The following is a 21942-nucleotide window of genomic DNA, read 5'->3' as shown; positions in this document are numbered from 1 at the left end:
CCATGGAACACTGGAACCACCTGATCCCATCCCGAACTCAGACGTGAAACGGTGTCTCGCCGATGCTAGTGTGGGGCCTCCCCATGCGAAAGTAGGTCACCGCCAGGGCCTTATCCCCCAAAACCCCCTGTTCCTCCGGAACCGGGGGTTTTGTTTTGCCCGATAAAGACTTGCGCGCGCGACTCAACCCTCCGCGATCTCCCGCCCCCTGGCCGCTTGGCGGCCAGGGAGCACGTCAAATCTACCGCAGTCGCCGGATGTCCCTCACCGCTCCGTGCGCCGCACTGGTCGTCAAGGCGGCATAGGCCTGCAAGGCGCTCGATACCTCACGCCGCCGAGCCACCGGCCTCCAGGCTTGCCCAGCCTTCGATAGCATGAACTCGCGCCGCTCGACCAGATCCACATCCGGTACATCAAGGTGAATCCGGCGGTTCGGGATATCGATCTCGATCCTGTCGCCTTCCTCAACCAGTCCAATCAGTCCACCTTCCGCGGCTTCCGGTGAAACGTGACCGATGGAGAGTCCGGAAGTGCCGCCTGAAAAACGCCCGTCCGTGATCAAGGCGCAAGCCTTGCCAAGCCCCTTGGACTTGAGATAGCTGGTGGGATAGAGCATTTCTTGCATGCCCGGTCCTCCCTTGGGGCCTTCGTAACGGATGATCAGGACGTCTCCGGTCTGAATCCTATCCGTGAGAATGGCCTCGACGGCGTCTTCCTGGCTCTCGAAGATACGCGCGGGGCCAGTAAAACGAAGGTTCTCCAGGTCGACGCCGGCCGTCTTGACGATACAGCCATCCGTGGCCAAGTTGCCGAACAGGACCGCCAATCCGCCATCCCGACTATAGGCATGCTCCATATCGCGAATACAGCCACCGGCGCGATCGAGATCCAGATTCGCCCACTTGGCATTCTGGCTGAAGGCCACCTGGGTTGGAATGCCACCTGGCGCCGCGAGGAATCTGGCTTGGGCGGTCGCATCCTCGCCGCGCATCACATCCCAGCGCGCGAGCGCCTGGCCCAGGGTCGGCGAGTGAACGGTCGGAACATCGGAGTAGAGCAGGCCGGCCCGCTCGAGTTCACCCAGGATGGCCGGTACGCCACCGGCGCGATGAACGTCCTCCATGTGGTATTTCTGGGTGGCCGGGGCGACCTTGCAGAGATTCGGAACCTTGCGGCTCAGTCGGTCGATATCCGCCATGGTGAAGTCGACGCCTCCCTCGTGAGCGGCGGCGAGCAGGTGCAGGACGGTGTTGGTCGAGCCGCCCATGGCGATATCGAGGCTCATGGCATTCTCGAATGCCTGGAAGCAGGCGACCGACCGAGGCAATAGCCTGTCGTCGTCCCGCTCGTAATAGCGACGCGCCAGTTCGACGATCAGCCGTCCCGCCTCCAGAAACAGATCCTTGCGTCCGGCATGGGTCGCCAGCAGCGAGCCATTGCCGGGCAGGCTCAGGCCGAGCGCCTCGGTCAGACAGTTCATGGAGTTGGCGGTGAACATGCCGGAACAGGAACCGCAGGTCGGACAGGCCGAGCGCTCCAACTCCGCGACGGCCGCGTCGCTCTCGTTCGGATTGGCGGCGGCGATCATGGCGTCGACCAGATCCAGATGAACCTCGCCCTCGGGGCGCATCACCTTGCCGGCCTCCATGGGGCCTCCGGAGACGAATACGGCCGGAATGTTGAGCCTCAACGCGGCCATCAGCATGCCGGGGGTGATTTTGTCGCAGTTGGAGATGCAGACCATGGCATCCGCGCAATGGGCGTTGACCATGTATTCCACGGAGTCGGCGATGATCTCGCGCGACGGCAGCGAGTAGAGCATACCGCTATGTCCCATGGCGATGCCGTCATCGATCGCGATGGTGTTGAATTCCTTAGCGACACCGCCGGTGGCTTCGATCTCGCGCGCGACCAGTTGGCCCAGATCCTTGAGGTGAACGTGTCCGGGTACGAATTGGGTGAAGGAGTTGACGACCGCGACGATGGGTTTTTCGAAATCGGAGTCGGTCATGCCAGTCGCGCGCCAGAGGGCGCGCGCGCCGGCCATGTTGCGGCCATGGGTACTGGTTCTGGAGCGGTATTGGGGCATTGAAGCGACCTCGGAAGCGATGGCTCGAAGTCGTTCAGTATACCGCCGTCACTGGATGCGATGTCTTCCGAGGGAGCCGTCGCGCTGCGCGCTCAATGCGGGATCAGGAATTCAAGCAGGGCCTTCTGGGCATGGAGCCGGTTTTCCGCCTCGTCCCAGACCACGGACCGAGGCCCGTCGATCACGGAGGCCGAGACCTCCTCGCCCCGATGGGCGGGAAGACAATGCATGAAGATGGCCTCCTGGCTGGCCCGCGCCATGACGGCATCCGTGACCTGGAAGGGGGCGAACGCGATGCGTCGGCGCTCCTGTTCGTCTTCCTGGCCCATGCTGGCCCAGACGTCGGTCGTTACCAAATGGGCGCCATCGGCGGCTTCCATTGGGTCGCGCAGGATGGCGCAGCGGTCGCCGGCCGCCGCGAGCAGATCGGGATCCGGCTCGAAGCCTTCCGGGCAGGCGATACGCAGCTCGAACTCGAACAATTGGGCCGCTTCCATGAAGGAATGGCACATATTGTTGCCGTCACCGACCCAGGCGACCCGTTTACCTCGGATGTCGCCGCGATGCTCGTGAAAGGTCTGGAGATCGGCGAGCAACTGACAGGGGTGGACGCGATCCGTGAGGCCGTTGATGACGGGCACGCGCGAATGGGCGGCGAAGCGTTCCACCGTATTCTGCTCGAAGGTGCGGATCATGACGGCGTCGACCATGCGGGAAATGACGCGCGCGCTGTCCTCGATGGGTTCGCCACGGCCGAGCTGGGTATCGCGCGGGGAGAGGAAGAGCGCGTGTCCGCCGAGTTGGACCATGCCGGCCTCGAAGGAGACGCGCGTCCGTGTCGATGACTTCTCGAAGATCATCGCCAGGGTTCGATCCGCCAGCGGTCGGAATTCCTGTCGGTTCTGGCGCATCCGCTTGAGTTCGCTCGCGCGCGCGATCAGACCTTGAGCTTCTTCAAGGCCGAGGTCGAGCAGGGAGAGGAAATGCCGAGGTTGATTCGGTTGAGGTGCCATGCGAAGGGTGTCTCCAGCGAGGCCGCCGCCCTTAGGCGTCGCTCAGAAAGCCTTGGACCAGCTCGCTGAGCTTGTGGATCAGCTCATCGGCCTGTGACCGTTCAAGGATCAGCGGCGGCAGAAGCCGTATCACACGCTCGGCCGTCACGTTGATCAAGAGTCCGGCGTCGAGTGCCTGGGCGACGAGCGCGGTGCAGGGCCGATTCAGCTCGAGGCCGATCATCAGGCCACGGCCGCGGATTTCCACCAGGCCGCTGGTCTGACCGAGCGCATCGCGCAGACCGGAGACGAGATAAGCGCCTTGGGTCTCGGCGTTCTCGATCAGTCCATCGGTGGCGATGGTTTCCAGCACGGCGCGCCCCGCCCGGCAGGCGAGCGGATTGCCGCCGAAGGTCGAGCCGTGCGAACCGGGCGTGAGCACCTCCGCGGCCGCGCCACGGGCAAGACAGGCCCCGATCGGGACGCCGTTTCCAAGCCCCTTGGCGAGCGTGATGACATCGGGGTGGATGCCGGCGTGCTCGAAGGCGAAGAGCCGGCCCGTGCGTCCCATCCCGGTCTGGATTTCGTCCAGCATGAGCAGCCAGCCTTCGCGGTCGCAGAGTGCCCTCAGCCGCGCCAGGTAGCTCTCGGAGGGCACCAGGATGCCGCCCTCGCCCTGGATCGGTTCGATCAGGATGGCGACGATGTTGGACCGGTTGGCGGCCGCGTTTTCGATAGCCTCGATGTCATCGTAGGGAACCCGCACGAAGCCCTGGACCAACGGCTCGAAGCCGGCCTGAACCTTGCGGTTGCCGGTCGCGGACAGGGTCGCCAGGGTGCGTCCGTGAAAGCTGTTCTCGGCGACCAGGATGGCGGGATTCTCGATGCCGCGCCGGTGGGCGTGGAGTCGCGCGAGCTTGATCGCCGCTTCGTTGGCCTCCGCGCCCGAGTTGGCGAAAAAGACCCGGTCCATCCCGGCCAGTTCGGTCAGCCGGGCGCCGAGGCGTTGCTGTTCGGCGATGCCGTAGAGATTGGACGTGTGCACCAGTCGCCCGGCCTGCTCGCAGAGCGCGTCGCGAATGGCCGGGTGGGCATGCCCCAATCCGCAGACGGCGATGCCCGACAGGGCATCCAGGTAGCGCTTGCCATCCGTATCCCAGAGCCAGACGCCTTCGCCGCGTTCGAAGGTCACGGGCAGGCGATTGTAGGTGGCCATCAAGGGTTCGCTCATGGCGGAAAGACCCCGGTCAAGCAGCAGAAGAAAATAAAAAAGGCGGTTCCTCCACATGGGAAACCGCCTCTGTGTATAAGGCGAAGTCAGCGAATATAACGCGATCCCTGTGTCACTGACAAGGATCCACGCACGGAATCGCCCGGCTCAGCCCGCGTAATTGGCCGCGACGAACTCCCAGTCGACCTTGCCCCAGATGCTTTCGAGGTACTTGGGGCGGGCGTTGCGGTAGTCGATGTAGTAGGCGTGTTCCCAGACGTCGACGGTCAGGAGCGCGGTCTTGCCCTCGGTCATGGGCGTGCCGGCGTTGGAGGTGTTGAAGATCTCGATGGAGCCATCGGCGTTCTTGACCAGCCAGGTCCAGCCGGAGCCGAAGTTGGTGGCGGCGGATTGGGCGAATTGCTTCTTGAACTCCTCGAACGACCCGAACTTGCCGGCGATCGCCTCGGCCAGCGCTCCGCTCGGCTCGCCGCCGCCGTTGGGGCTGAGACAGTTCCAGTAAAAGGTGTGATTCCAGACCTGTGCCGCGTTGTTGAACAGCCCCCCGGACGACTTCATGATGATGTCCGTCAGGCTCATCTCGGCGAAATCGGTGCCCTTGATGAGATTGTTCAGATTGGTGACATAGGTCTGGTGATGCTTGCCGTAGTGATAGTCGATGGTCTCGGCGGAGATCACCGGCTCCAAGGCGTTCTTTTCATAGGGAAGCTCGGGCAGTTCATGAGTCATGGTCTGATTCTCCTGTTCGTGTTGCTTGATCGAATGGTCAGGGTGGATGGGACAATTGGCCCGGTGGCGGGTATCTCAACCCGCGTTCGCCGGAGCTCACCTCCCGCTGGAAGTCAGGCGACCATGCGGTTTCGTCGGGGCTTTTGCAACCTGGCCATGCTCTATGTGACCATGCGCCGATAACCCGCCGTGCCGCCCAGAGCTTCCATGGCCTTGAATCCGATCGAACTCGCGCTCTTCGCCAGCCGGCTGGACGCCATCGGCGACGAGATGGGTCTTGTCCTGCGCCAGGCCGCCTTCTCGCCCAATATCCGCGACCGCCTGGATTTCTCGTGCGCCATTTTCGACCCCGCCGGCGGACTCTGTGCCCAGGCCGCGCACATCCCGGTCCATCTCGGCAGCATGGCCTTCGCGATGGCTGACATCGTGGCCGAAATCGTCTGGTCCGAGGGCGACATGCTGGTCCTGAACGACCCCTTCCTTGGCGGGACGCACCTGCCGGACGTCACCTTGATCGCGCCACTCTTCATCGGCGGTGAACTGGCGGCCTTCGTCGCGAATCGCGCGCATCATGCCGATATCGGCGCCGCCTCGCCCGGCTCCATGCCGCTCTCCACCCATCTCGGGGAGGAGGGCGTGGTGATCGCGCCCACCGGACTCGTCAGGGCCGGCGAGATCCTTGAGCCAATCCTGGCGCGCGTCATCGGCGCGACGCGCGACCCCAAGGACGCGCGTGGCGATTTCATGGCCCAGATCAGCGCGAACCGTCTGGGGCTCAAGCGGCTCGGGCACTTGGTCGAGGGTTTGGGCGTGGCTGGTTTCCGTGCCGCGCTGGCGGACCTGAACGCCTACGGCGAGCGGCTGGCCCGCGCGGCGCTGAGCCGGATACCGGTCGGTCGCTATCTGTTCGAGGACCGGATGGACGACGACGGTCAGGGCCTCACCGACATCCCGATTCGGCTGCTCCTGACCATCTCGGGCCATGGCGCGCATCTCGATTTCACGGGCACGGCGGCTCAAGTCACCGGCAACATCAACTGTCCACTCGCGGTCGCGGCTGCGGCGGTGCTCTACGTCTTCCGCGGCCTCATGCCGGCCCAGACGCCGGCGTGCGCCGGGAGTTTCAAGCCGATCCGCCTCACGGCCCCCTCGGGGTGTTTGCTCAACGCCACCAGACCGGCGGCTGTCGCGGCGGGCAATGTGGAGACCAGCACCCGGATCGTCGATGTGGTCATGGGCGCCCTGGCCCAAGCTATCCCAGACCGGATTCCAGCCGCCAGCCACGGCAGTATGAACAACCTCGCGATGGGTTGTCGGAGCCCAGGGGCCGCCTGGAGCTACTACGAGACCATCGGCGGTGGCATGGGCGCGGGCGCGACCGGCGGTGGTTGGTCCGGGGTGCAGACCCACATGACCAATACACTCAACACGCCGATCGAGGTGTTGGAGACAAATTTTCCGATCCGGGTCACCCGCTACGGGCTGCGCGCCGACTCCGGTGGCGCGGGCCGGCGTCCGGGTGGGGACGGACTGGTGCGCGAATTCCGCTTCCTCGCCCCCGCCGAGGCGACCTTGCTCACCGAGCGTCGCCGCCTCGCGCCCTGGGGAATCGCCGGAGGCGGCCCAGGCGCGCTTGGTCGCAACCGGCTCAACGGCCGGGAGATACCCGGAAAGGTCTCGCTGAGCCTGACGGCGGGCGATCAACTGACCATCGAGACGCCCGGCGGCGGTGGCTGGGGGGCCTTGGGCGGTGAGGCGTCCGCGAAGCCAGGCGAAACGCCAGGCTAAGGATGGCGAACGGCGCTGGCCTCTCCAGAAAAAAGTATTTCATAAACAAACGCATGTAAAATCCTGACAACTGACAACTGACAACTGACAACTGACAACTGACAACTGACAACTGACAACTGACAACTGACAACTGACAACTGACAACTGACAAGTCGCGGGAGATCCATTCGATGTGCGGTATCTGCGGAGAGTTGCGCTTCGATGGCGCGCCGGCCGATCTGGAGAGGATCGGGCGGATGATGGCCGAGTTGACTCGGCGCGGTCCCGATCACGGCGGCAGTTACAGCGACGGCGCGCTCGCCTTCGGTCATCGACGGCTGGCCATCATCGACCTCTCGGTCCGTTCCAATCAGCCCATGGTGGACGCGGAACTGGGGCTCGCGCTGGTCTTCAACGGAACCATCTACAACTACCGCGCCCTGCGCCGCGAGCTTCAGGACAAGGGCTATCGCTTCTTCTCCGACGGCGACACCGAGGTCATCCTCAAGGCTTGGCATGCCTGGGGAACCGACTGCGTGGAGCGTCTGCACGGCATGTTCGCCTTCGCGATCTGGGACGCCAACCAGCGGCTGCTGTTCCTGGCGCGCGACCGTTTCGGCGTCAAGCCGCTCTACTGGTCGGAGCAGGGCCGGGCGTTGCGGTTCGCCTCCAATCCTCAAGCCCTGCTGGCCGCCGGCGGAGTGGACAGGGGCATCGACCCCGTCGCCTTGCATCATCTGTTCACGCTGCATGCCGTGGTTCCGGCGCCGCGAACCATCTTGCAAGGGGTGCGCAAGCTCGCCCCCGGTCATTGGTTGCGTCTGGAGGCCGATGGTCGGCGGACGGAAAAGGTCTACTGGCGTCTGAATGCCACCCGCCCGGAGTCGCCGCTCACCGAGCCCGCATGGCTCGAAGCCATTCATGCGGCCCTGCGTCAGGCCGTCAAGATTCGCAGCGAGGTGGCGGATGTCCCGGTCGGGGTGCTGCTCTCCGGTGGTCTGGATTCCAGTCTCCTGGTGGCCCTGCTCGCCGAGGCGGGGGTATCCGATCAGCGGACCTTCTCCGTGGGATTCGAGGACACTCCGGAGGAGGCGGGCAGCGAGTTCGAATACTCGGATCTGGTGGTCGAGCGCTACGCCACCCAGCATCGCAAATTCCTGGTGCCCAACGCCCAGGTCCTGACGCGACTGCCCGAGGCGATCGACGCCATGGCCGAGCCCATGTTCGCTCAGGATGCCGTCGCCTTTTATCTGCTGGCGGAACAGGTCTCACGCGAAATCAAGGTGGTGCAGTCGGGGCAGGGCGCCGATGAGGTGTTCGGGGGGTATTTCTGGTATCCGCGGATGCTGGCCGAGACGAGCGGGTCGCCGCTGGAGCGCTTCCGTCGGCATTATTTCGATCGCGATCACGACGAGTATCTCCGGTTGGTGACCGAGGGTTACGCGGGCGACGACCACAGCGGCGCCTTGATCGCCGGGCATCTGGCCGAACCAGGCGCCGATTCCTTCATCGACGCGGTTCTGCGGCTGGACGTGACCACTTTGATCGTCGATGACCCGGTCAAGCGGGTCGATAACATGACCATGGCTTGGGGGTTGGAGGCGCGGGTGCCTTTCCTGGACCATCACTTGGTCGAGTTGGCCGCGCGTTGCCCGCCGGAACTGAGGTTGCGCGAAGGTGGCAAGCACCCGCTCAAGGCGCTGGCCCGAGGTCTCCTGCCGGACGCCGTCATCGATCGCCCCAAGGGCTATTTTCCCATGCCGGCCCTCAAGTACGTGCGTGGCCCCTTCCTGGATCTGATGCGGGACGTGCTGACCTCAAGGGCGAGCCGCGAGCGCGGTCTGTACCGTCAGTCCTATCTCGATGAACTCCTGGCCGCGCCGGATCGGCATCACACCCGCATCCAGGGAAACAAGCTCTGGCATCTGGCGCTGCTGGAGTTGTGGCTGCAGCGGCATGTCGACGCGCTCGGTTAGCGTCTCGGCTTGAAATGGCGTCGCGCGTCCCGACTCTTGGCCAATGAACTTTTCAATACCAACGAGGTGTGCGATGGACGTCTTGGAGCGTATCGGCGAGCAGGTCAAGAGCCATGCCGTCGTGATCTATATGAAGGGGACGCCCCAGTTTCCCCAGTGCGGATTTTCCATGCGCGCCTCCGCCGCGCTTAAGGAGTGCGAGGTTCCCTTCGCCTATGTCAATGTCCTGCAGGATCCGGAGATCTTCGAAAACCTGCCTCGGTTCGCGGATTGGCCGACCTTCCCTCAGATCTATATCGACGGTGAGTTGGTCGGCGGCTGCGACATTACCCTGGAACTGCACGCCAGCGGTGATTTGAAGTCCATGATGGAGCGCGCGGCGGCCAAGGCGGAGCCCGAGGCGGACTGACGCGGTTGGTTGGTCGCCTTGCGCGACCCTCCGCCGGAGCCCTGGGTCAGTCCAACTCCCGTGACAAGGGCGTCAGTGGTTCCGGATTGCTCTCCCAGTAGCGCTCGGGATCCAGATCCCGCCAACGGTTGACGATCGCGCAGAACAGTCGCGCGGTCTGCTCCGCGTCATAGATCGCCGAATGCGCCTCGCTGTTTTGCCAGCGCAGCCCGGCGGCCCGCGCGGTCTTCGCCAGCACCGTCTGTCCGAACATCAGCCCGCCCAGGGTCACGGTGTCGAAGACGCTGAAGGAATGGAAGGGATTGCGTTTGTAGCCGGTACGCTCGACGGCCGCCTTGATGAATCCGAGGTCGAAGTGGGCATTGTGCCCGACCAGAATGGCGCGATTGCAGCCATTGGATTTCATCGTCTTGCGGATGGGTGTCAGGATGCGATTGAGCGCGTCCTGCTCCGAGATCGCGTCGCGAAAGGGGTGGTCGGGATCGATCCCGTTGAAGGCTAGGGCGCGCGGGTCGATCTCGGAGCCCACGAACGGCAGCACATGACAGGCCAGCGTTGTCGAGGGTTCAAGGAGCCCGTCCGGTCGCATGCGGATGACGACCGCCGCGATTTCTAGCAAGGCGTGGCGCTGCGCATCGAAGCCAGCGGTCTCGACATCGACGACCACGGGCAGGAAACCCCGAAAGCGCTGTGCGATGCCTGGTTGGTGATCTTCCAATTCTCTCATCGAGACAGCATAAGTGGGTCCGCGGCGAATGCCAATCCTCGCGAGCGCCGGCCGGCGGATAATTTGGTCGGCTGTCGTTCCCTCCCGTCGTCATGAGTCACAAGCCCATGCTATCGAGCTGTTTCAGAGATCGCGTCGTTTTTCACTCGATTCGTGTTCGATGTTGGTCTCCCTGGATCCTGGCGTTGTTCTCGTGCCTGCTGATCGGGAGACTCGTCGCCGACGCCTCTCCGACGCACCAGGGGCTGCTGTTCGAGATTCGTGCCCCCGGCTCATCCGTGACGAGCTATCTGTTCGGCACCATCCATAGCGAGGATCCGCGCGTGATCGATCCGCCGGCACCGGTGCGGATTGCCTTCGAGGCCTGTCCGGCATTCGCGCTCGAGGTGGTGCCCGATGGTCCGGCCCTCATCAAGGCCATGATGACCATGACCTACACCGATGGCCGCACGCTCGTCGATGTATTGCCGCCCGATGTCTACGCGGACGCCAGGGTGGCGCTCGCCGAGTTGGGCATGAGCGAGGAGGCCTACAAGGATTTCAAGCCCTGGGCCATCATGACCCAGCTCAGCACGCCGCCGTCGAAAACCGGCGAGTTCCTGGACATGCGGCTCTATCGCTCGGCGCTGGGAGCGCGCAAAAGGATCCTGGGCTTGGAGACCATGGATGAACAGCTCGCGATCTTCGACGATCTGTCGACGGAGGATCAGATCTCGCTGTTGAGCGAGACCCTAGCCTCGCGGGAGCGTTTGCCGGCCATGTGCGACGAGCTGACGCTCGCCTATCAGCGTCGCGATCTCGCGAGACTGCAAGCGCTCGGTGAATCCTACCTGCGCGAGACGGATCCCCGGCTCGCGGATCTGGTGCGCGAGACCGTCGTGGATTCACGCAATCGACGGATGGCGGAGCGTATGGTCCCCTTGCTGGACGAAGGTGGATGGTTCATCGCTGTCGGGGCCTTGCACCTCGCGGGCGAGACGGGTGTCGTGGCCCTGCTGCGTGGTCGCGGTTACTCGGTCTCCGTCGTCTATTGATTGGTTCGGATGCCCGCTCGACTCGGCCCCGACAGGAGCCCGGGCTGTGATAGGATTCCAACAATTCCTCGGGGGGAGGCTCGCCAAGCATGATGGGTATGGAGATTGGCTCGTCGCGGTCAGGCTTGCTGGGATCACTGGTCGTGTCCCTGCTGTTCCTTGGGTGCGCCTCCAGCGCGGATCGGCCACTGGATCCGCGCGATCCACTGGAGCCCTACAACCGGGCGGTTTTCCGTTTCAATTCCGATTTCGACAAGGCCTTCATGCAACCCATCGCCCATGGGTATCGGAAGGTGACCCCCGAGCCGGTCGACCGCGGCATCACCAATTTTTTCGATAACATCGCCGACGTGACCTCGGCGGTGAACAATGTCCTGCAATTCAAGATGTCGCGCGCCGGCAGCGATGTCGGGCGGATCTTCATCAACTCGACGGTCGGCGTCCTGGGCTTCATCGACGTGGCCACCAATGTGGGCCTGCCGAGTTACAAGGAGGATTTCGGTCAGACGCTCGGTTACTGGGGGGTGGAGTCGGGTGCCTTCGTCGTCATGCCCCTCCTCGGTTCGAGCAGCATGCGCGATACGCTTGGGATGTTCGGCGACATGGCGACCGACCCGATGTTCAATCTCAGGGAGCATCAAATCCGCTGGGGGCTCGTCGGGGTCCGACTCGTCGATCAGCGCGCGGATCTCCTGGCGGCTGGAAAAATCGTCGAGGATGCCGCTATCGATCCCTACAGCTTCAGGCGAGACGCCTATCTACAGCGACGTCTGAATCTGGTGTACGACGGCAATCCGCCCGCCGATAAGGTGCGGGACGATTTCTGGGACGAGATCGAATTCGACTCCAACGACGCGCCTGGAGACGGCGCGGGCGCCCGCTAGCGGTGGGCCGGATGCCGCGCCGATCGCCCGGCTCAAGACAGCAGACGCCAGGCGATCGATTCACCCGCGCGTAGCGGGATCAACTGGCCGCCACCGAAGGGATAGGACTCTGGCGCCCGCCAGGGCTCGCGGCGCAGCCGAACAGTTCCGGTGTTTCTCGGCAAGCCATAGAAATCCGCGCCATGATGGCTGGCGAAGCCCTCCAGTCGATCCAGCGCTCCCGCCTGTTCAAACACCTCCGCATAGAGTTCAAGCGCCGCGTGGGCGCTGAAGATACCGGCGCAGCCGCAGGCGCTTTCCTTGGCCCCAAGGGGGTGAGGCGCGCTATCGGTTCCCAGGAAAAACCGGGGATGACCGCTGGTCGCGGCCTCGACCAGCGCCAGGCGGTGTCGCTCGCGCTTGAGTACCGGCAGGCAATAGAAATGGGGGCGGATTCCGCCCGCCAGGATGGCGTTGCGGTTGTAGAGCAGATGATGCGGGGTGATGGTCGCGGCCAGCGTGTCGGGGCCGGCGCGCACCAGGTCGACGGCCTCCGCCGTGGTGACATGCTCGAAGACGATCCGCAGTCCGGGGACATCGGACAGGAGCGGCAGGAGTCGCGTCTCGATGAAGGCGCGTTCGCGATCGAAGATGTCGACATCCGCGTCCGTGACCTCGCCATGCACCAGCAGCACTAACCCGACATCCCGCATGGCTTCCAGCACCGGCAGGAGCCGGGCGAAGTCCGTGACGCCGCTCTCCGAGTTGGTGGTCGCCCCGGCCGGGTAGAGCTTGCAGGCGACGACCGCCCCGCTGGCTCGGGCCTGGGTGATCTCCTCCGGCCTGGTCCGGTCGGTGAGATAGAGCGTCATCAGCGGCTGGAAATCGCTCCCGGCGGGCAGGGCCGCCAGGATCCGGTCGCGATAGGCCTGCGCCTGAGCCGTGCTGACCACCGGTGGACTCAGGTTCGGCATGACGATGGCGCGGGCGAATTGCCGCGCGCTCAGGCGCACGACATCCGCCATCGCCGCGCCATCGCGCAGATGCAGGTGCCAGTCGTCCGGGCGACTGATCTCGATCGCGTCCGGCTGGCTCATGCCTCAGGACGCCCGAGGCCCCGCCGCCGCGATGTTCGCGTCGACCTGATCGGCGAACTTGGCGAAATTGGTCGCGAACATGCCGGCCAGCTTGCGCGCCTGGGCATCATAGGCGGCCCCATCCGGCCAGGTGCTCCGGGGATCCAGGATCCCGGCCGGCACATCCGGACAGGATTCGGGAATCTGGACGCCGAAGATGGGATCGGTCCGGGTCGCCACGCCATCGAGCTTGCCGTCGAGCACCGCGTTCACCATGGCGCGGGTGTGCGGGATCCGGATGCGTTCGCCGACGCCGTAGGGTCCGCCGCTCCAGCCGGTGTTGATCATCCACACCTGGGTTCCATGCTGGGCGAGCCGCCGACCCAGCAGTTCCGCGTAGCGTTGCGGATGCAGGGGCATGAAGGGCGCGCCATAACAGGCGCTGAAGACGGGCGAGGGCTCGGTGACCCCCTTCTCGGTTCCGGCGACCCGCGCGGTATAGCCGGAGATGAAGTGATACATGGCCTGCTCGGGCGTCAGGCGCGCGATCGGAGGCAGCACGCCGAAGGCATCGCAGGTCAGGAAGAGGATGGCGTTGGGGTGACCGCCGAGCCCAGTATCGCTGGCGTTCGGGATGGCGCTGATGTGATAGGCGCCGCGGGTGTTCTCGGTCAGCGACTCGTCATCCAGGTCCAGATGACGATCCTCGGAGCGGACGGTCACGTTCTCCAGCACGGTGCCGAAGCGCCGGGTGGTGGCATGGATCTCGGGTTCGGCGGTGGGCGAGAGCCGGATCATCTTGGCGTAGCAGCCGCCCTCGAAGTTGAAGATGCCGTCATAGCTCCAGCCGTGCTCGTCATCGCCGATCAGGGTGCGCGCGGCGTCGGCCGACAGGGTCGTCTTGCCGGTTCCGCTCAGACCGAAGAAGAGCGCGCTCTTGCCGTTCGGCCCGATGTTGGCCGAGCAGTGCATCGGCAGCACATCGCGGAACGGCATCATGTAGTTCATGACGGTGAAGAGCGACTTCTTGATCTCCCCCGCGTAGCTGGTTCCGCCGATCAGCACCAGGCGCTTGGCGAAATTCAGCATGATGAAGGTTTCGGTGCGCGTGTTGTCCAGCGAGGGGATGGCATGGAAGCGTGGCGCGTCGATGACGGTGAATTCCGGCACCAGGCCGTCAAGCTCGTCGGGTTCCGGCTGGATGAATAGATTGCGCGCGAACAGGCTGTGCCAGGCGTATTCGGATACGACGCGCACCGGCATGCGGTAGTTGGGATCGGCGCCGACGTAGCAATCCTGAACGTAGACGTCCTTCATCTGGAGATAGGAGGCCAGACGATGATGCACCAGATCGAAATGCGCCTCGTCGATGGGGCGGTTCACCTCGCCCCACCAGATATTGTCCTTGCTGCTCGTCTCCTCGACGACGAATTTGTCATTGGCGGAGCGGCCCGTGTGATGCCCAGTGCGCACGACCAGTGGACCCAGATGCGACAGCACGCCCTCGCGTGCCCGCAGGGCCTGCTCGTAGAGGGCCGGGGTCGGCAGGTTCCAGTGGATGGTGTTGAGGTTATAAAGGCCGTGATGGTCCAGTGAGTGCTCGTTTGGACGACCTGTATCGCGCATGGGTTGGGCTCCTTCGGGTGCCGTCTTGAGGATTCGATTCACGCGTCCGGAGACTACAACAATTTCTCGCTGGCCTGCATCCCAATCGAATGGAACCGAGTCCTGGGTCAATGAGCGCGCGGCTTTCGATGGACGGATCGCCCTAGCGATCGCGTCGCAGCGAGAAGCCGGCGATGACCACGGCCAAGGCGACGATGGCGACCACCAGGGTCGCGAGGGCGTTGATCTGCGGCGAAACCCCCATGCGGACGCTGGAATAGATGACCATCGGCAGGGTGGTCGATCCGGGACCGGCGACGAAGCTCGCGATCACCAGGTCGTCCAGCGAGAGGGTGAACGCCAGCAGCCAGCCGGACAGCAGCGCCGGGGCGATCAGCGGCAGGGTGATGTGCCTGTAGACGCCGAATGGCCGCGCGCCCAGGTCCATCGCGGCCTCCTCCAGCGAGGCGTCCATTCGCGCGAGACGCGCGCGCACCACTACCGCGACATAGGCCATGCTGAAGGTGATGTGGGCGATGGTGATGGTGGCGAAGCCGCGCCCGTCCGGCCAGCCGATCGACTCTTGCAGGGCGACGAAGAGCAACAGCAGGGACAGACCGATGATGACGTCCGGCATCACCAGCGGGGCGGTGAGCAGCAGTTCCAGGCCGGTGCGACCTCGGAAGCGGCCGTGACGCACCAGGGCATTGGCCGCGAGCGTGCCGAGCACCATGGCGACCGTGGCGTTGACGGCGGCGATCCGCACGCTGAGCCAGGCGGCGTCCAGCAGTTGCCGGTTGTGCAGCAGTTCCCCGTACCACTTCAGTGAGAAACCCGACCAGACGGTCACCAGACGCGACTCGTTGAAGGAATAGAGGATGAGCAGCAGGATCGGCACATAGAGGAAGGCGTAGCCGAATGCCAGGATGGTGAGCAGCGGCCAGGACCGTCGTTTCATGGCTGGACCTCGTCCGGATCCTGTTGTAGACGCTGCATGAACACGAAGGGCACCACCAGGAGCGCGAGCAGCACGATGGCCAGCGCCGAGGCGAGCGGCCAGTCCTGATTGGAGAAGAACTCGGTCCACAGCAGCTTGCCGACCATCAGGCTGCCCGGACTGCCGAGCAGGTCGGGGATCACGAATTCGCCGACCACCGGGATGAAGACCAGCAGGCTGCCCGCGATGATGCCGGCCATCGACAGCGGCAGGGTGACCCGCAGGAAGGCGCGGAATGGACGGCAGCCCAGATCCGCGGCGGCCTCCAGCAGGGTTGGGTCGAGTCGCGTCAGATTGGCGTAGAGCGGCAGGATCATGAAGGGCAGGTAGGAATAGACGACGCCGATGTAGACCGCCGCCTGGGTATGCAGGATTCGCAAGGGTTCATCGATGACGCCCAGCCAGAGCAGAAAGTTGTTCAGGAGCCCGTTGGCGTTGAGGATGCCGATCCAGGCATAGACCCGGATCAGAAAGGAGGTCCAGAAGGGCAGGATGATCAGCATCAGCAGGATGACGCGGCGTCGCTCGGGGGCGGTTGCGATGGCATAGGCCATGGGATAGCCGAGCAGCAGACAGAGCAGGGTGCAGATAAAGGCGACCCAGAGCGAATTCAGGAAGGCCGCCAGGTAGATGCTGTCGTCGCGGATCAGCATGAAATTGCCGAGGTTGATCTGGATGCGCAGCAGACCCTGCTCCACCCATTCCCACAGCAGACTGTAGGGCGGCTGGGCCAGCGCCGGCTCGGCGACGCTGATGCGCAGCACGATGACGAAGGGCAGCAGGAAGAACAGCCCCAGCCAGAGATAGGGGATGCCGATGTTGAGTAGCCGGCTCAGCCGGCGCTGGCCAGGTGGATGACGGATGGCGTTGGCGCCCATGAGCGTTCTCGTTCGGTGCCGGATGTCGGCGCTATTCCGTGAGGACCACGCCGCTGGTGGGCGACCACTCGATCGTGACCTCCTGCTCCCAGGTCAGGGCCTGCTCGGTGCGGGGCTGGATATTGGTCAGGGTCATCTCGACCAGGCGCTCCCCGTCGACCCGGATCCGGTAGATGGAGACGTCTCCGAGATAGGCGATGTCCTCCACCGTTCCCCTGAGCTGGTTGACGCGGTCCGCGCGCCGTTGCGCGCACAGGCGCATCTTCTCGGGGCGGATCGCCACCATCACCGGGGTGCCGATGGGATGCGGCTGGAAGCTGCGCATCTGGATGACGCCGCCGAAGCGGGCCTCGATCAGGACCTGATCGCCCAGGCTCTCCACCACCTTGCCTTCGAAGAGGTTCACCGAGCCGATGAACTCGGCGACCAGACGGCTGGTCGGGAATTCATAGATGGCGGTCGGGGTGTCGACCTGCATGATCTGGCCCGCGTCCATGACCGCGATGCGGCTGGACATGGTCATGGCCTCTTCCTGATCGTGGGTGACGGTGACGAAGGTGGTGCCGAGGCGTTCCTGCAGATTGACCAGCTCGAATTGGGTGTTCTCGCGCAAGCGTTTGTCGAGCGCCCCGAGCGGCTCGTCGAGCAGCAGCAGTTTGGGATGCTTGGCGAGGCTCCGGGCTAGGGCGACGCGCTGTTTCTGCCCCCCGAGAGCTGGTCGGGGCGGCGTTTACGCAGCTCGGTGATCTTGAGCAGATCGAGCATCTCGTCGACCCGTTCGGCGCGCTCCTGGCGCGGCAGTCGGTCCTGTTTCAGTCCGAATTCCACGTTCTGTTCCACCGTCATGTGCGGAAAGAGCGCGTAGGACTGGAACATCATGTTCACCGGGCGCGAATAGGGCGGCGTCTCCGTGACGTCCACGCCGTCGATGTGGATGCGACCCGAGCTGGGATACTCCAGCCCGGCCAGCAGGCGCAGCAGGGTCGACTTGCCGCAGCCGGAGCTGCCGAGCAGCGAGAAGAACTCACCCTGGAAGATGTTGAGACTAACGTCATCGACCGCGTAGAGGTCACCGAACTTCTTGGTGACGCGCTCGATACGCACGTAGGGTTCCGCCTTTGGATCCTGCCAGGGCTCCATCGGGCGGCGATCGGTTGGGATGGCCACGGGAAGGCTTCGCGCGGGCTCTCAGCGATTGGCCTTGAGCCGGGTCCACATCCGGTTCAGCGTCCGGATCTCGCGCTCGTCGCGCTCGCTCGGCACGAACAGACGGGCCTTGACCTCGGCGGGTGGGTAGATCTCGGGATCCTCGCGCAATTCCGCCTCGACCAGGGGCGTGGCCGCCAGGTTGGGGTTGGCGTAATACACATGATTGGAGACAGCCGCGATCACGGCCGGATCCAGCAGGTAGGCGATCAGGGCCAGCGCGGCCTGCGGATTCGGCGCGTCCTTCGGGATCGCCATGACGTCGGTCCAGATGGCGGCGCCCTCGCGCGGTATGCGGTAGCTCACCTGGACGCCCTTGTCCGCCTCGTCCGCGCGTTCGCCGGCCTGCAGGATGTCGCCCGAGTAGCCGTGGGCCACACAGAGGGCGCCGTTGGCCAGGTCGCTGATGTACTGCGACGAGTGGAAATAGCGAATGTGGGGGTGCGCGGTCTTGATCAGTGCGGCGGCGGCCTCCAAGTCGGCCGCCGCCAGGCTGTTTGGATCCTTGCCCAGGTAGGCGAGCGCGGCGGAGAAAACCTCGGTCGGATCATCGAGCAGGCTGATCCCGCAGCCGGCCAGCCTGGACGCCTTGTCCGGGTCGAAGATCAAGGCCCAGGTATCGAGCGGCGCCTCCTCGCCCAGGGCGGCCCGCACCTTGTCCAGATTCAGGCCGAGCCCGGACGTACCCCACATGTAGGGCACCAGATGGGCATTGTCGGCATCGATGCCAGCGAGGCTCGCCATGATTTCGGGGGCGAGTTTGTCGAGCCCGGGCAGCTTGGATTTGTCGAGCGGCTGGTAGAGACCCGCCTTGATGTGTCTCGCCGCGAAGGGTCGGGCGGTCGGAAAGATGAGATCGTAGCCGCTGCCGCCGGCGAACAGCTTGGCCTCCAGCACCTCATTGGCGTCGTAGACATCCAGCACGGGGCGGATACCGGTGCGCGACTGGAATCCGGCCAGGGTGTCCTCGGCGAAATAGTCGTTCCAGTTGTAGATGTGAACGGTCTCCCCGGCGTGACCGAGGGTGCCGAGGGCCATGAACAGAATAGCGAGCAGAAGGCGCGGGGCGAGAATCTGAGTCTTCAATGGCGGAACCCTCAAGGACGGAATCGTGCGGCTTCGCGGGTGGAGCGAGCCCGGCGAGGATGGCCATGCTACTGCATGCGGGGCGGGATTGGGATAGCGAGCCGGTGGCTGGTGACGCGGGGCGCGGGCGCCTTGGTCGGAACCCGAAGGCCCTCCTGTCGAGCAAGACGGACGGGGCTGAAGGTTTGGGTGTTTCCAGAAAATTTTGTACCCGTGATCCGCCCCCGTCATAAGACAGGATCAGCAGGATTGTCAGGATTTATAAAGCGCTGTTTCTGATCCTGTTAATCCTGTCCAATTCCAGAGCGTTCGGTCGGGTACGGACTTCCCGGAAATCGCCTTGATATCCGGAAAACGGGATATCGCGGGAAGGAAAGGGGCTTTTGTCGTAGCATTTCACCTTCGATTTTCTTGCCTGGAACCCGCGATGCCCGCGACAGATCGAGAACCGGGACTCTTCCCGTCCAAAGGCGCGCTCGGCTCGGGCGCGTGTTCGACCCCTGCGGTGAAGCCGGGTTGACCTCCTTGAGGCCCAAGACTCCGGAGCTTCTGTCGCCCGCCGGAACCCTGCGTAACATGCGCTACGCCTTCGCCTACGGGGCGGACGCGGTCTACGCCGGGCTGCCTCGCTACAGCCTACGGGTGCGCAACAACGATTTCGATCTCGCCAATCTGGCGATCGGGATCGAGGAGGCGCATCGGCTGGGCAAGCGCTTCTATCTCGCGGCCAATCTCATGCCTCATGGGGCGAAGCTGCGCACCTTCATCGAGGACATGGCGCCCATCGTCGCGCTGGATCCGGACGCGCTCATCATGGCCGATCCGGGCCTGATCCTCCTAGTGCGCGAGCAGTGGCCCGAACTGCCGATCCATCTCTCGGTGCAGGCGAGTACCGTCAACGCCGCCTCGGTGCGCTTCTGGGAGCGCCAGGGATTGACGCGGGTCATCCTGTCGCGCGAGCTGTCGCTGGATGAGATCGCCGAGATCCGCCAGGCCTGTCCGGAGATGGAGCTTGAGGTCTTCGTTCATGGCGCGCTCTGCGTCGCCTACTCGGGGCGCTGTCTGCTGTCCGGGTACTTCAACCATCGCGACGCCAATCAAGGCTCCTGCACCAACGCCTGTCGTTGGGAATACAGGCTGGGCTCCGCCGAAGGGGAAGTGAGCCTGGACGCCGGCGAGCGGCACCCGGCGGCCGATGAGGTCTATCTGCTGGAAGAGGCCAAGCGGCCAGGCGAGTACATGCCGGTGTTCGAGGACGAGCAGGGCACCTACATCATGAATTCGCGCGATCTGCGGGCGGTCGAGCATGTGGGGCGCCTGGTGGCGATGGGCATCGATTGTCTGAAGATCGAGGGCCGGACCAAGTCGCACTATTACGCCGCGCGCACCGCCCAGGTCTATCGCGCCGCGATCGACGATGCCCTGGCGGGGCGACCCTTCCGCCGCGCCTCGCTGGAGGATCTGGAAGGGCTGGCCAACCGCGGCTACACCGAGGGGTTCTATCGTCGTCACGCCCCCTCGGAGCTTCAGAATTACGCCGATGGCGCCTCGCGCAACCAGCGCCGGATCTTCGTCGGCGATGTGATCGGGGGCGAGTCGGGCTGGGTCGAGATCGAGGTCAAGAACCGCTTCATGGTCGGGGACGTACTGGAACTGATGGCGCCTGGCGGCAATCGGGAATTTCGCCTGGAGCGGATGGAGACCCTGGAGGGCGAGCCCCTGTCGATCGCGCCCGGCGCCGGCTGGCGGGTACGGATCCCCGTGTCGGGCGCGCTGGAGGGGATGGGGGTGTTGGATGGCGCAGGCTTGCTGACGCGCGCGCTGGAGTCCGAGTAAGGCGGTTGAAGGCCATGACGCCAGGGTTTCGGCCCGCCTTCAACGGATCCAATCGATCAGGTTCATCAGCGGATTCTCTCCGCTTTCCGGGCCGATAACTCGTCCTCGCACGCTCTGGCCGGCCTCGGCGACTGATTCGGGGTCTCCGGTGATGAGCGGATGCCATTCAGGCAGCGGCTGGCCCTCGGCGAGCAGGCGATAGGCGCAGGTCTCGGGCAGCCACTGGGGCGAGGCCAAGACCTCGGGGACCAGCGTTACGCAGTCCGGCATCAGGTCGGCGCGGTTGTCATAGTGCCGGCAGCGGCAGCTATTCAGATCGAGCAACTGGCAGGCGACACGCGAGTAGACGATGCGGCCTGTCTCCTCGTCCTCGAATTTCTCCAGGCAGCACTTGCCACAGCCATCGCAGAGTGAGTCCCATTGATCGGCCGTCAAGGCGTGCAGTGGAGTGGTTTCCCAAAAGGGTTCTTTCATCGGAACAGGCTCGAAATGCGGCCAGCGGGGCTTCCCGATCGCCGACGTTATCATCATCGGGAAATGATGACCGATTGCCGGGCGGGATGCACGTCGCGGCGCTGGTTGGCTTTCGATGGTTGGGCCGAGTCCGAGGTCCGCTTGACAGGGCGCGGGCGCCAAGATCGAACTTGAGCTCAAGGTTTTGCACACGAAATCCGAGCGCGCGCGGCCGGATTCGCTCTCTGGCGGGATGGCGTGCCTGGACGGTCAGGCGAGTTCTATTTCGATGTTTATCAAGTATTATTTGTTTTAGTCGAGGGTTCGTTCCTGAGGTATCGGTTTGTGCTCCGTCCGGTTCCTGGCTGGATGTCAACCCTTGATCCACAGACTTATCCACAGGTCGGCGGGGCTGTTCCCTGGGCTGGGGGGTATACTTTTCACTGGCTGGTCATCCCGAGGAGGTCGTTGAGCCATGTCCCATGCATTGATCGACAGTCCGATCGGTTCGATTGCCCTGCATTGGCGGGGCGAGGTGCTCACCGGCGTGGAGATCGATCCGGCGATATCCGGCCAGCCCGCGCCTGACGCGGGGTCGGTGATGAACCGCCAGGAGGAAGAGGCGGCCGGGCCGCCTCCGAGCTGGATCACGCGGCCGTTGAGCGATTATTTCGAGCGGGCCGCCTTCACCTTCGATCTCCCGCTCGAGCTTGAGGGAACCCCCTTTCAACAACGGGTCTGGGCGGTGCTGCGAGCCATTCCCGCCGGTCGGACACGCACCTATGGCGAGGTCGCCGAGGAACTCGGTAGCGCGGCCCGCGCGGTTGGGCAGGCGTGCCGCGCGAATCCCTGCCCGATCGTCGTGCCCTGTCATCGCGTGGTGGGCCGGCGGGGGCTCGGTGGATTCGCCGGCGATACCAGCGGGCGACGGATCGCGGTCAAGCGTTGGCTGTTGGACCATGAGGGCGCGCCCCATGCGGGCTGA

The 21942-nt window shown here is 64.4% G+C and carries 18 protein-coding genes, 1 rRNA gene and 1 pseudogene; 8 read left to right on the top strand and 12 right to left on the bottom strand.

What is annotated here, in order from left to right; genetic code table 11:
- Positions 1-108 (top strand): 5S ribosomal RNA (rrf, locus tag CKO27_RS18440); the annotation flags it as partial.
- 133 nt (positions 109-241) lie between these two features.
- Here the strand turns inward: rrf and ilvD are convergent.
- The 4 genes from ilvD to CKO27_RS18420 form a co-directional block, all read right to left on the bottom strand.
- Positions 242-2089 carry a dihydroxy-acid dehydratase gene (ilvD, locus tag CKO27_RS18435; protein ID WP_200376386.1) on the bottom strand — a complete coding sequence of 616 codons (1848 nt, stop codon included), beginning with the start codon at positions 2087-2089 and terminating at the stop codon, positions 242-244.
- A gap of 92 nt (positions 2090-2181) precedes the next feature.
- The gene (argF, locus tag CKO27_RS18430; protein WP_200376385.1) at positions 2182-3102 is read right to left on the bottom strand and encodes an ornithine carbamoyltransferase; all 921 of its coding nucleotides are present in this window, start codon (positions 3100-3102) and stop codon (positions 2182-2184) included.
- Positions 3103-3133: 31 nt separating this feature from the next.
- Positions 3134-4312 (bottom strand): acetylornithine transaminase, encoded by a 1179-nt coding sequence (locus tag CKO27_RS18425; protein ID WP_200376384.1) that lies wholly within the window; start codon positions 4310-4312, stop codon positions 3134-3136.
- A 147-nt stretch (positions 4313-4459) separates the two neighbouring features.
- A complete protein-coding gene (locus tag CKO27_RS18420) occupies positions 4460-5041 on the bottom strand; it encodes a superoxide dismutase (RefSeq protein WP_200376383.1) in 582 nt (193 codons plus the stop codon).
- A gap of 207 nt (positions 5042-5248) precedes the next feature.
- Here CKO27_RS18420 and CKO27_RS18415 point away from each other — a divergent pair, with 207 nt between their 5' ends.
- The 3 genes from CKO27_RS18415 (at position 5249) to grxD (ending at position 9196) form a co-directional block, all read left to right on the top strand.
- Positions 5249-6829, top strand: a complete 1581-nt coding sequence (locus CKO27_RS18415; RefSeq protein ID WP_200376382.1) for a hydantoinase B/oxoprolinase family protein — start codon at positions 5249-5251, stop codon at positions 6827-6829.
- Between the two features lie 173 nt (positions 6830-7002).
- Positions 7003-8787 (top strand): N-acetylglutaminylglutamine amidotransferase, encoded by a 1785-nt coding sequence (locus CKO27_RS18410; RefSeq protein ID WP_200376381.1) that lies wholly within the window; start codon positions 7003-7005, stop codon positions 8785-8787.
- Positions 8788-8860: 73 nt separating this feature from the next.
- Positions 8861-9196, top strand: a complete 336-nt coding sequence (grxD, locus tag CKO27_RS18405) for a Grx4 family monothiol glutaredoxin (protein ID WP_200376380.1) — start codon at positions 8861-8863, stop codon at positions 9194-9196.
- Between the two features lie 46 nt (positions 9197-9242).
- Here grxD and rnt read toward each other — a convergent pair whose 3' ends face one another.
- Positions 9243-9923: a ribonuclease T gene (rnt, locus tag CKO27_RS18400; RefSeq protein ID WP_200376379.1), complete on the bottom strand. Its 681-nt coding sequence runs from the start codon at positions 9921-9923 to the stop codon at positions 9243-9245.
- Positions 9924-10108: 185 nt separating this feature from the next.
- Between rnt and CKO27_RS18395 the strand changes: the two genes are divergently transcribed.
- Together CKO27_RS18395 and CKO27_RS18390 are read left to right on the top strand one after the other, a co-directional pair.
- Positions 10109-10957 (top strand): TraB/GumN family protein, encoded by an 849-nt coding sequence (locus CKO27_RS18395; RefSeq protein ID WP_242470985.1) that lies wholly within the window; start codon positions 10109-10111, stop codon positions 10955-10957.
- A gap of 98 nt (positions 10958-11055) precedes the next feature.
- Entirely contained in the window at positions 11056-11841 is a 786-nt protein-coding gene (locus tag CKO27_RS18390) for an MlaA family lipoprotein (protein ID WP_200376391.1), read from the top strand.
- 32 nt (positions 11842-11873) lie between these two features.
- Here CKO27_RS18390 and pyrC read toward each other — a convergent pair whose 3' ends face one another.
- The 6 genes and pseudogenes from pyrC to CKO27_RS18360 form a co-directional block, all read right to left on the bottom strand.
- A complete protein-coding gene (gene pyrC, locus CKO27_RS18385; protein WP_200376377.1) occupies positions 11874-12917 on the bottom strand; it encodes a dihydroorotase in 1044 nt (347 codons plus the stop codon).
- Positions 12918-12920: 3 nt separating this feature from the next.
- The gene (locus CKO27_RS18380; RefSeq protein WP_200376376.1) at positions 12921-14522 is read right to left on the bottom strand and encodes a phosphoenolpyruvate carboxykinase; all 1602 of its coding nucleotides are present in this window, start codon (positions 14520-14522) and stop codon (positions 12921-12923) included.
- 142 nt (positions 14523-14664) lie between these two features.
- Complete coding sequence (locus tag CKO27_RS18375; protein ID WP_200376375.1) at positions 14665-15459, bottom strand: ABC transporter permease subunit; 795 nt, start codon at positions 15457-15459, stop codon at positions 14665-14667.
- Complete coding sequence (locus tag CKO27_RS18370; protein ID WP_200376374.1) at positions 15456-16376, bottom strand: ABC transporter permease subunit; 921 nt, start codon at positions 16374-16376, stop codon at positions 15456-15458. The genes CKO27_RS18375 and CKO27_RS18370 overlap by 4 nt, the downstream gene beginning before the upstream one ends.
- A gap of 31 nt (positions 16377-16407) precedes the next feature.
- A pseudogene (locus CKO27_RS18365) lies at positions 16408-17516 on the bottom strand (ABC transporter ATP-binding protein).
- A gap of 48 nt (positions 17517-17564) precedes the next feature.
- Positions 17565-18620: a polyamine ABC transporter substrate-binding protein gene (locus tag CKO27_RS18360; protein WP_200376390.1), complete on the bottom strand. Its 1056-nt coding sequence runs from the start codon at positions 18618-18620 to the stop codon at positions 17565-17567.
- A 624-nt stretch (positions 18621-19244) separates the two neighbouring features.
- Between CKO27_RS18360 and trhP the strand changes: the two genes are divergently transcribed.
- Positions 19245-20504 (top strand): prephenate-dependent tRNA uridine(34) hydroxylase TrhP, encoded by a 1260-nt coding sequence (trhP, locus tag CKO27_RS18355; protein ID WP_420825845.1) that lies wholly within the window; start codon positions 19245-19247, stop codon positions 20502-20504.
- A 39-nt stretch (positions 20505-20543) separates the two neighbouring features.
- Here the strand turns inward: trhP and CKO27_RS18350 are convergent, their stop codons facing one another.
- Positions 20544-20978: a YcgN family cysteine cluster protein gene (locus tag CKO27_RS18350; RefSeq protein ID WP_200376372.1), complete on the bottom strand. Its 435-nt coding sequence runs from the start codon at positions 20976-20978 to the stop codon at positions 20544-20546.
- A gap of 454 nt (positions 20979-21432) precedes the next feature.
- Between CKO27_RS18350 and CKO27_RS18345 the strand changes: the two genes are divergently transcribed.
- Positions 21433-21942: a methylated-DNA--[protein]-cysteine S-methyltransferase gene (locus tag CKO27_RS18345; protein ID WP_200376371.1), complete on the top strand. Its 510-nt coding sequence runs from the start codon at positions 21433-21435 to the stop codon at positions 21940-21942.

The sequence above is a fragment of the Thiocystis violacea genome (genome assembly GCF_016583575.1).
In the GTDB taxonomy this organism is placed as follows: domain Bacteria; phylum Pseudomonadota; class Gammaproteobacteria; order Chromatiales; family Chromatiaceae; genus Thiocystis; species Thiocystis violacea.
This window is presented reverse-complemented; position numbering and strand designations above follow the sequence as displayed.

What these genes read in the sequence shown, in the direction of transcription:
- argF (WP_200376385.1), bottom strand. Translation starts at nt 3,102, where the DNA reads ATGGCACCTCAACCGAATCAACCTCGGCATTTCCTCTCCCTGCTCGAC.
- CKO27_RS18380 (WP_200376376.1), bottom strand. Translation starts at nt 14,522, where the DNA reads ATGCGCGATACAGGTCGTCCAAACGAGCACTCACTGGACCATCACGGC.
- CKO27_RS18410 (WP_200376381.1), top strand. Translation starts at nt 7,003, where the DNA reads ATGTGCGGTATCTGCGGAGAGTTGCGCTTCGATGGCGCGCCGGCCGAT.
- CKO27_RS18420 (WP_200376383.1), bottom strand. Translation starts at nt 5,041, where the DNA reads ATGACTCATGAACTGCCCGAGCTTCCCTATGAAAAGAACGCCTTGGAG.
- CKO27_RS18375 (WP_200376375.1), bottom strand. Translation starts at nt 15,459, where the DNA reads ATGAAACGACGGTCCTGGCCGCTGCTCACCATCCTGGCATTCGGCTAC.
- rnt (WP_200376379.1), bottom strand. Translation starts at nt 9,923, where the DNA reads ATGAGAGAATTGGAAGATCACCAACCAGGCATCGCACAGCGCTTTCGG.
- CKO27_RS18360 (WP_200376390.1), bottom strand. Translation starts at nt 18,620, where the DNA reads ATGGCCCTCGGCACCCTCGGTCACGCCGGGGAGACCGTTCACATCTAC.
- grxD (WP_200376380.1), top strand. Translation starts at nt 8,861, where the DNA reads ATGGACGTCTTGGAGCGTATCGGCGAGCAGGTCAAGAGCCATGCCGTC.
- ilvD (WP_200376386.1), bottom strand. Translation starts at nt 2,089, where the DNA reads ATGCCCCAATACCGCTCCAGAACCAGTACCCATGGCCGCAACATGGCC.
- pyrC (WP_200376377.1), bottom strand. Translation starts at nt 12,917, where the DNA reads ATGAGCCAGCCGGACGCGATCGAGATCAGTCGCCCGGACGACTGGCAC.
- CKO27_RS18390 (WP_200376391.1), top strand. Translation starts at nt 11,056, where the DNA reads ATGGAGATTGGCTCGTCGCGGTCAGGCTTGCTGGGATCACTGGTCGTG.
- trhP (WP_420825845.1), top strand. Translation starts at nt 19,245, where the DNA reads ATGCGCTACGCCTTCGCCTACGGGGCGGACGCGGTCTACGCCGGGCTG.
- CKO27_RS18345 (WP_200376371.1), top strand. Translation starts at nt 21,433, where the DNA reads ATGTCCCATGCATTGATCGACAGTCCGATCGGTTCGATTGCCCTGCAT.
- CKO27_RS18415 (WP_200376382.1), top strand. Translation starts at nt 5,249, where the DNA reads ATGGCCTTGAATCCGATCGAACTCGCGCTCTTCGCCAGCCGGCTGGAC.
- CKO27_RS18370 (WP_200376374.1), bottom strand. Translation starts at nt 16,376, where the DNA reads ATGGGCGCCAACGCCATCCGTCATCCACCTGGCCAGCGCCGGCTGAGC.
- CKO27_RS18425 (WP_200376384.1), bottom strand. Translation starts at nt 4,312, where the DNA reads ATGAGCGAACCCTTGATGGCCACCTACAATCGCCTGCCCGTGACCTTC.
- CKO27_RS18350 (WP_200376372.1), bottom strand. Translation starts at nt 20,978, where the DNA reads ATGAAAGAACCCTTTTGGGAAACCACTCCACTGCACGCCTTGACGGCC.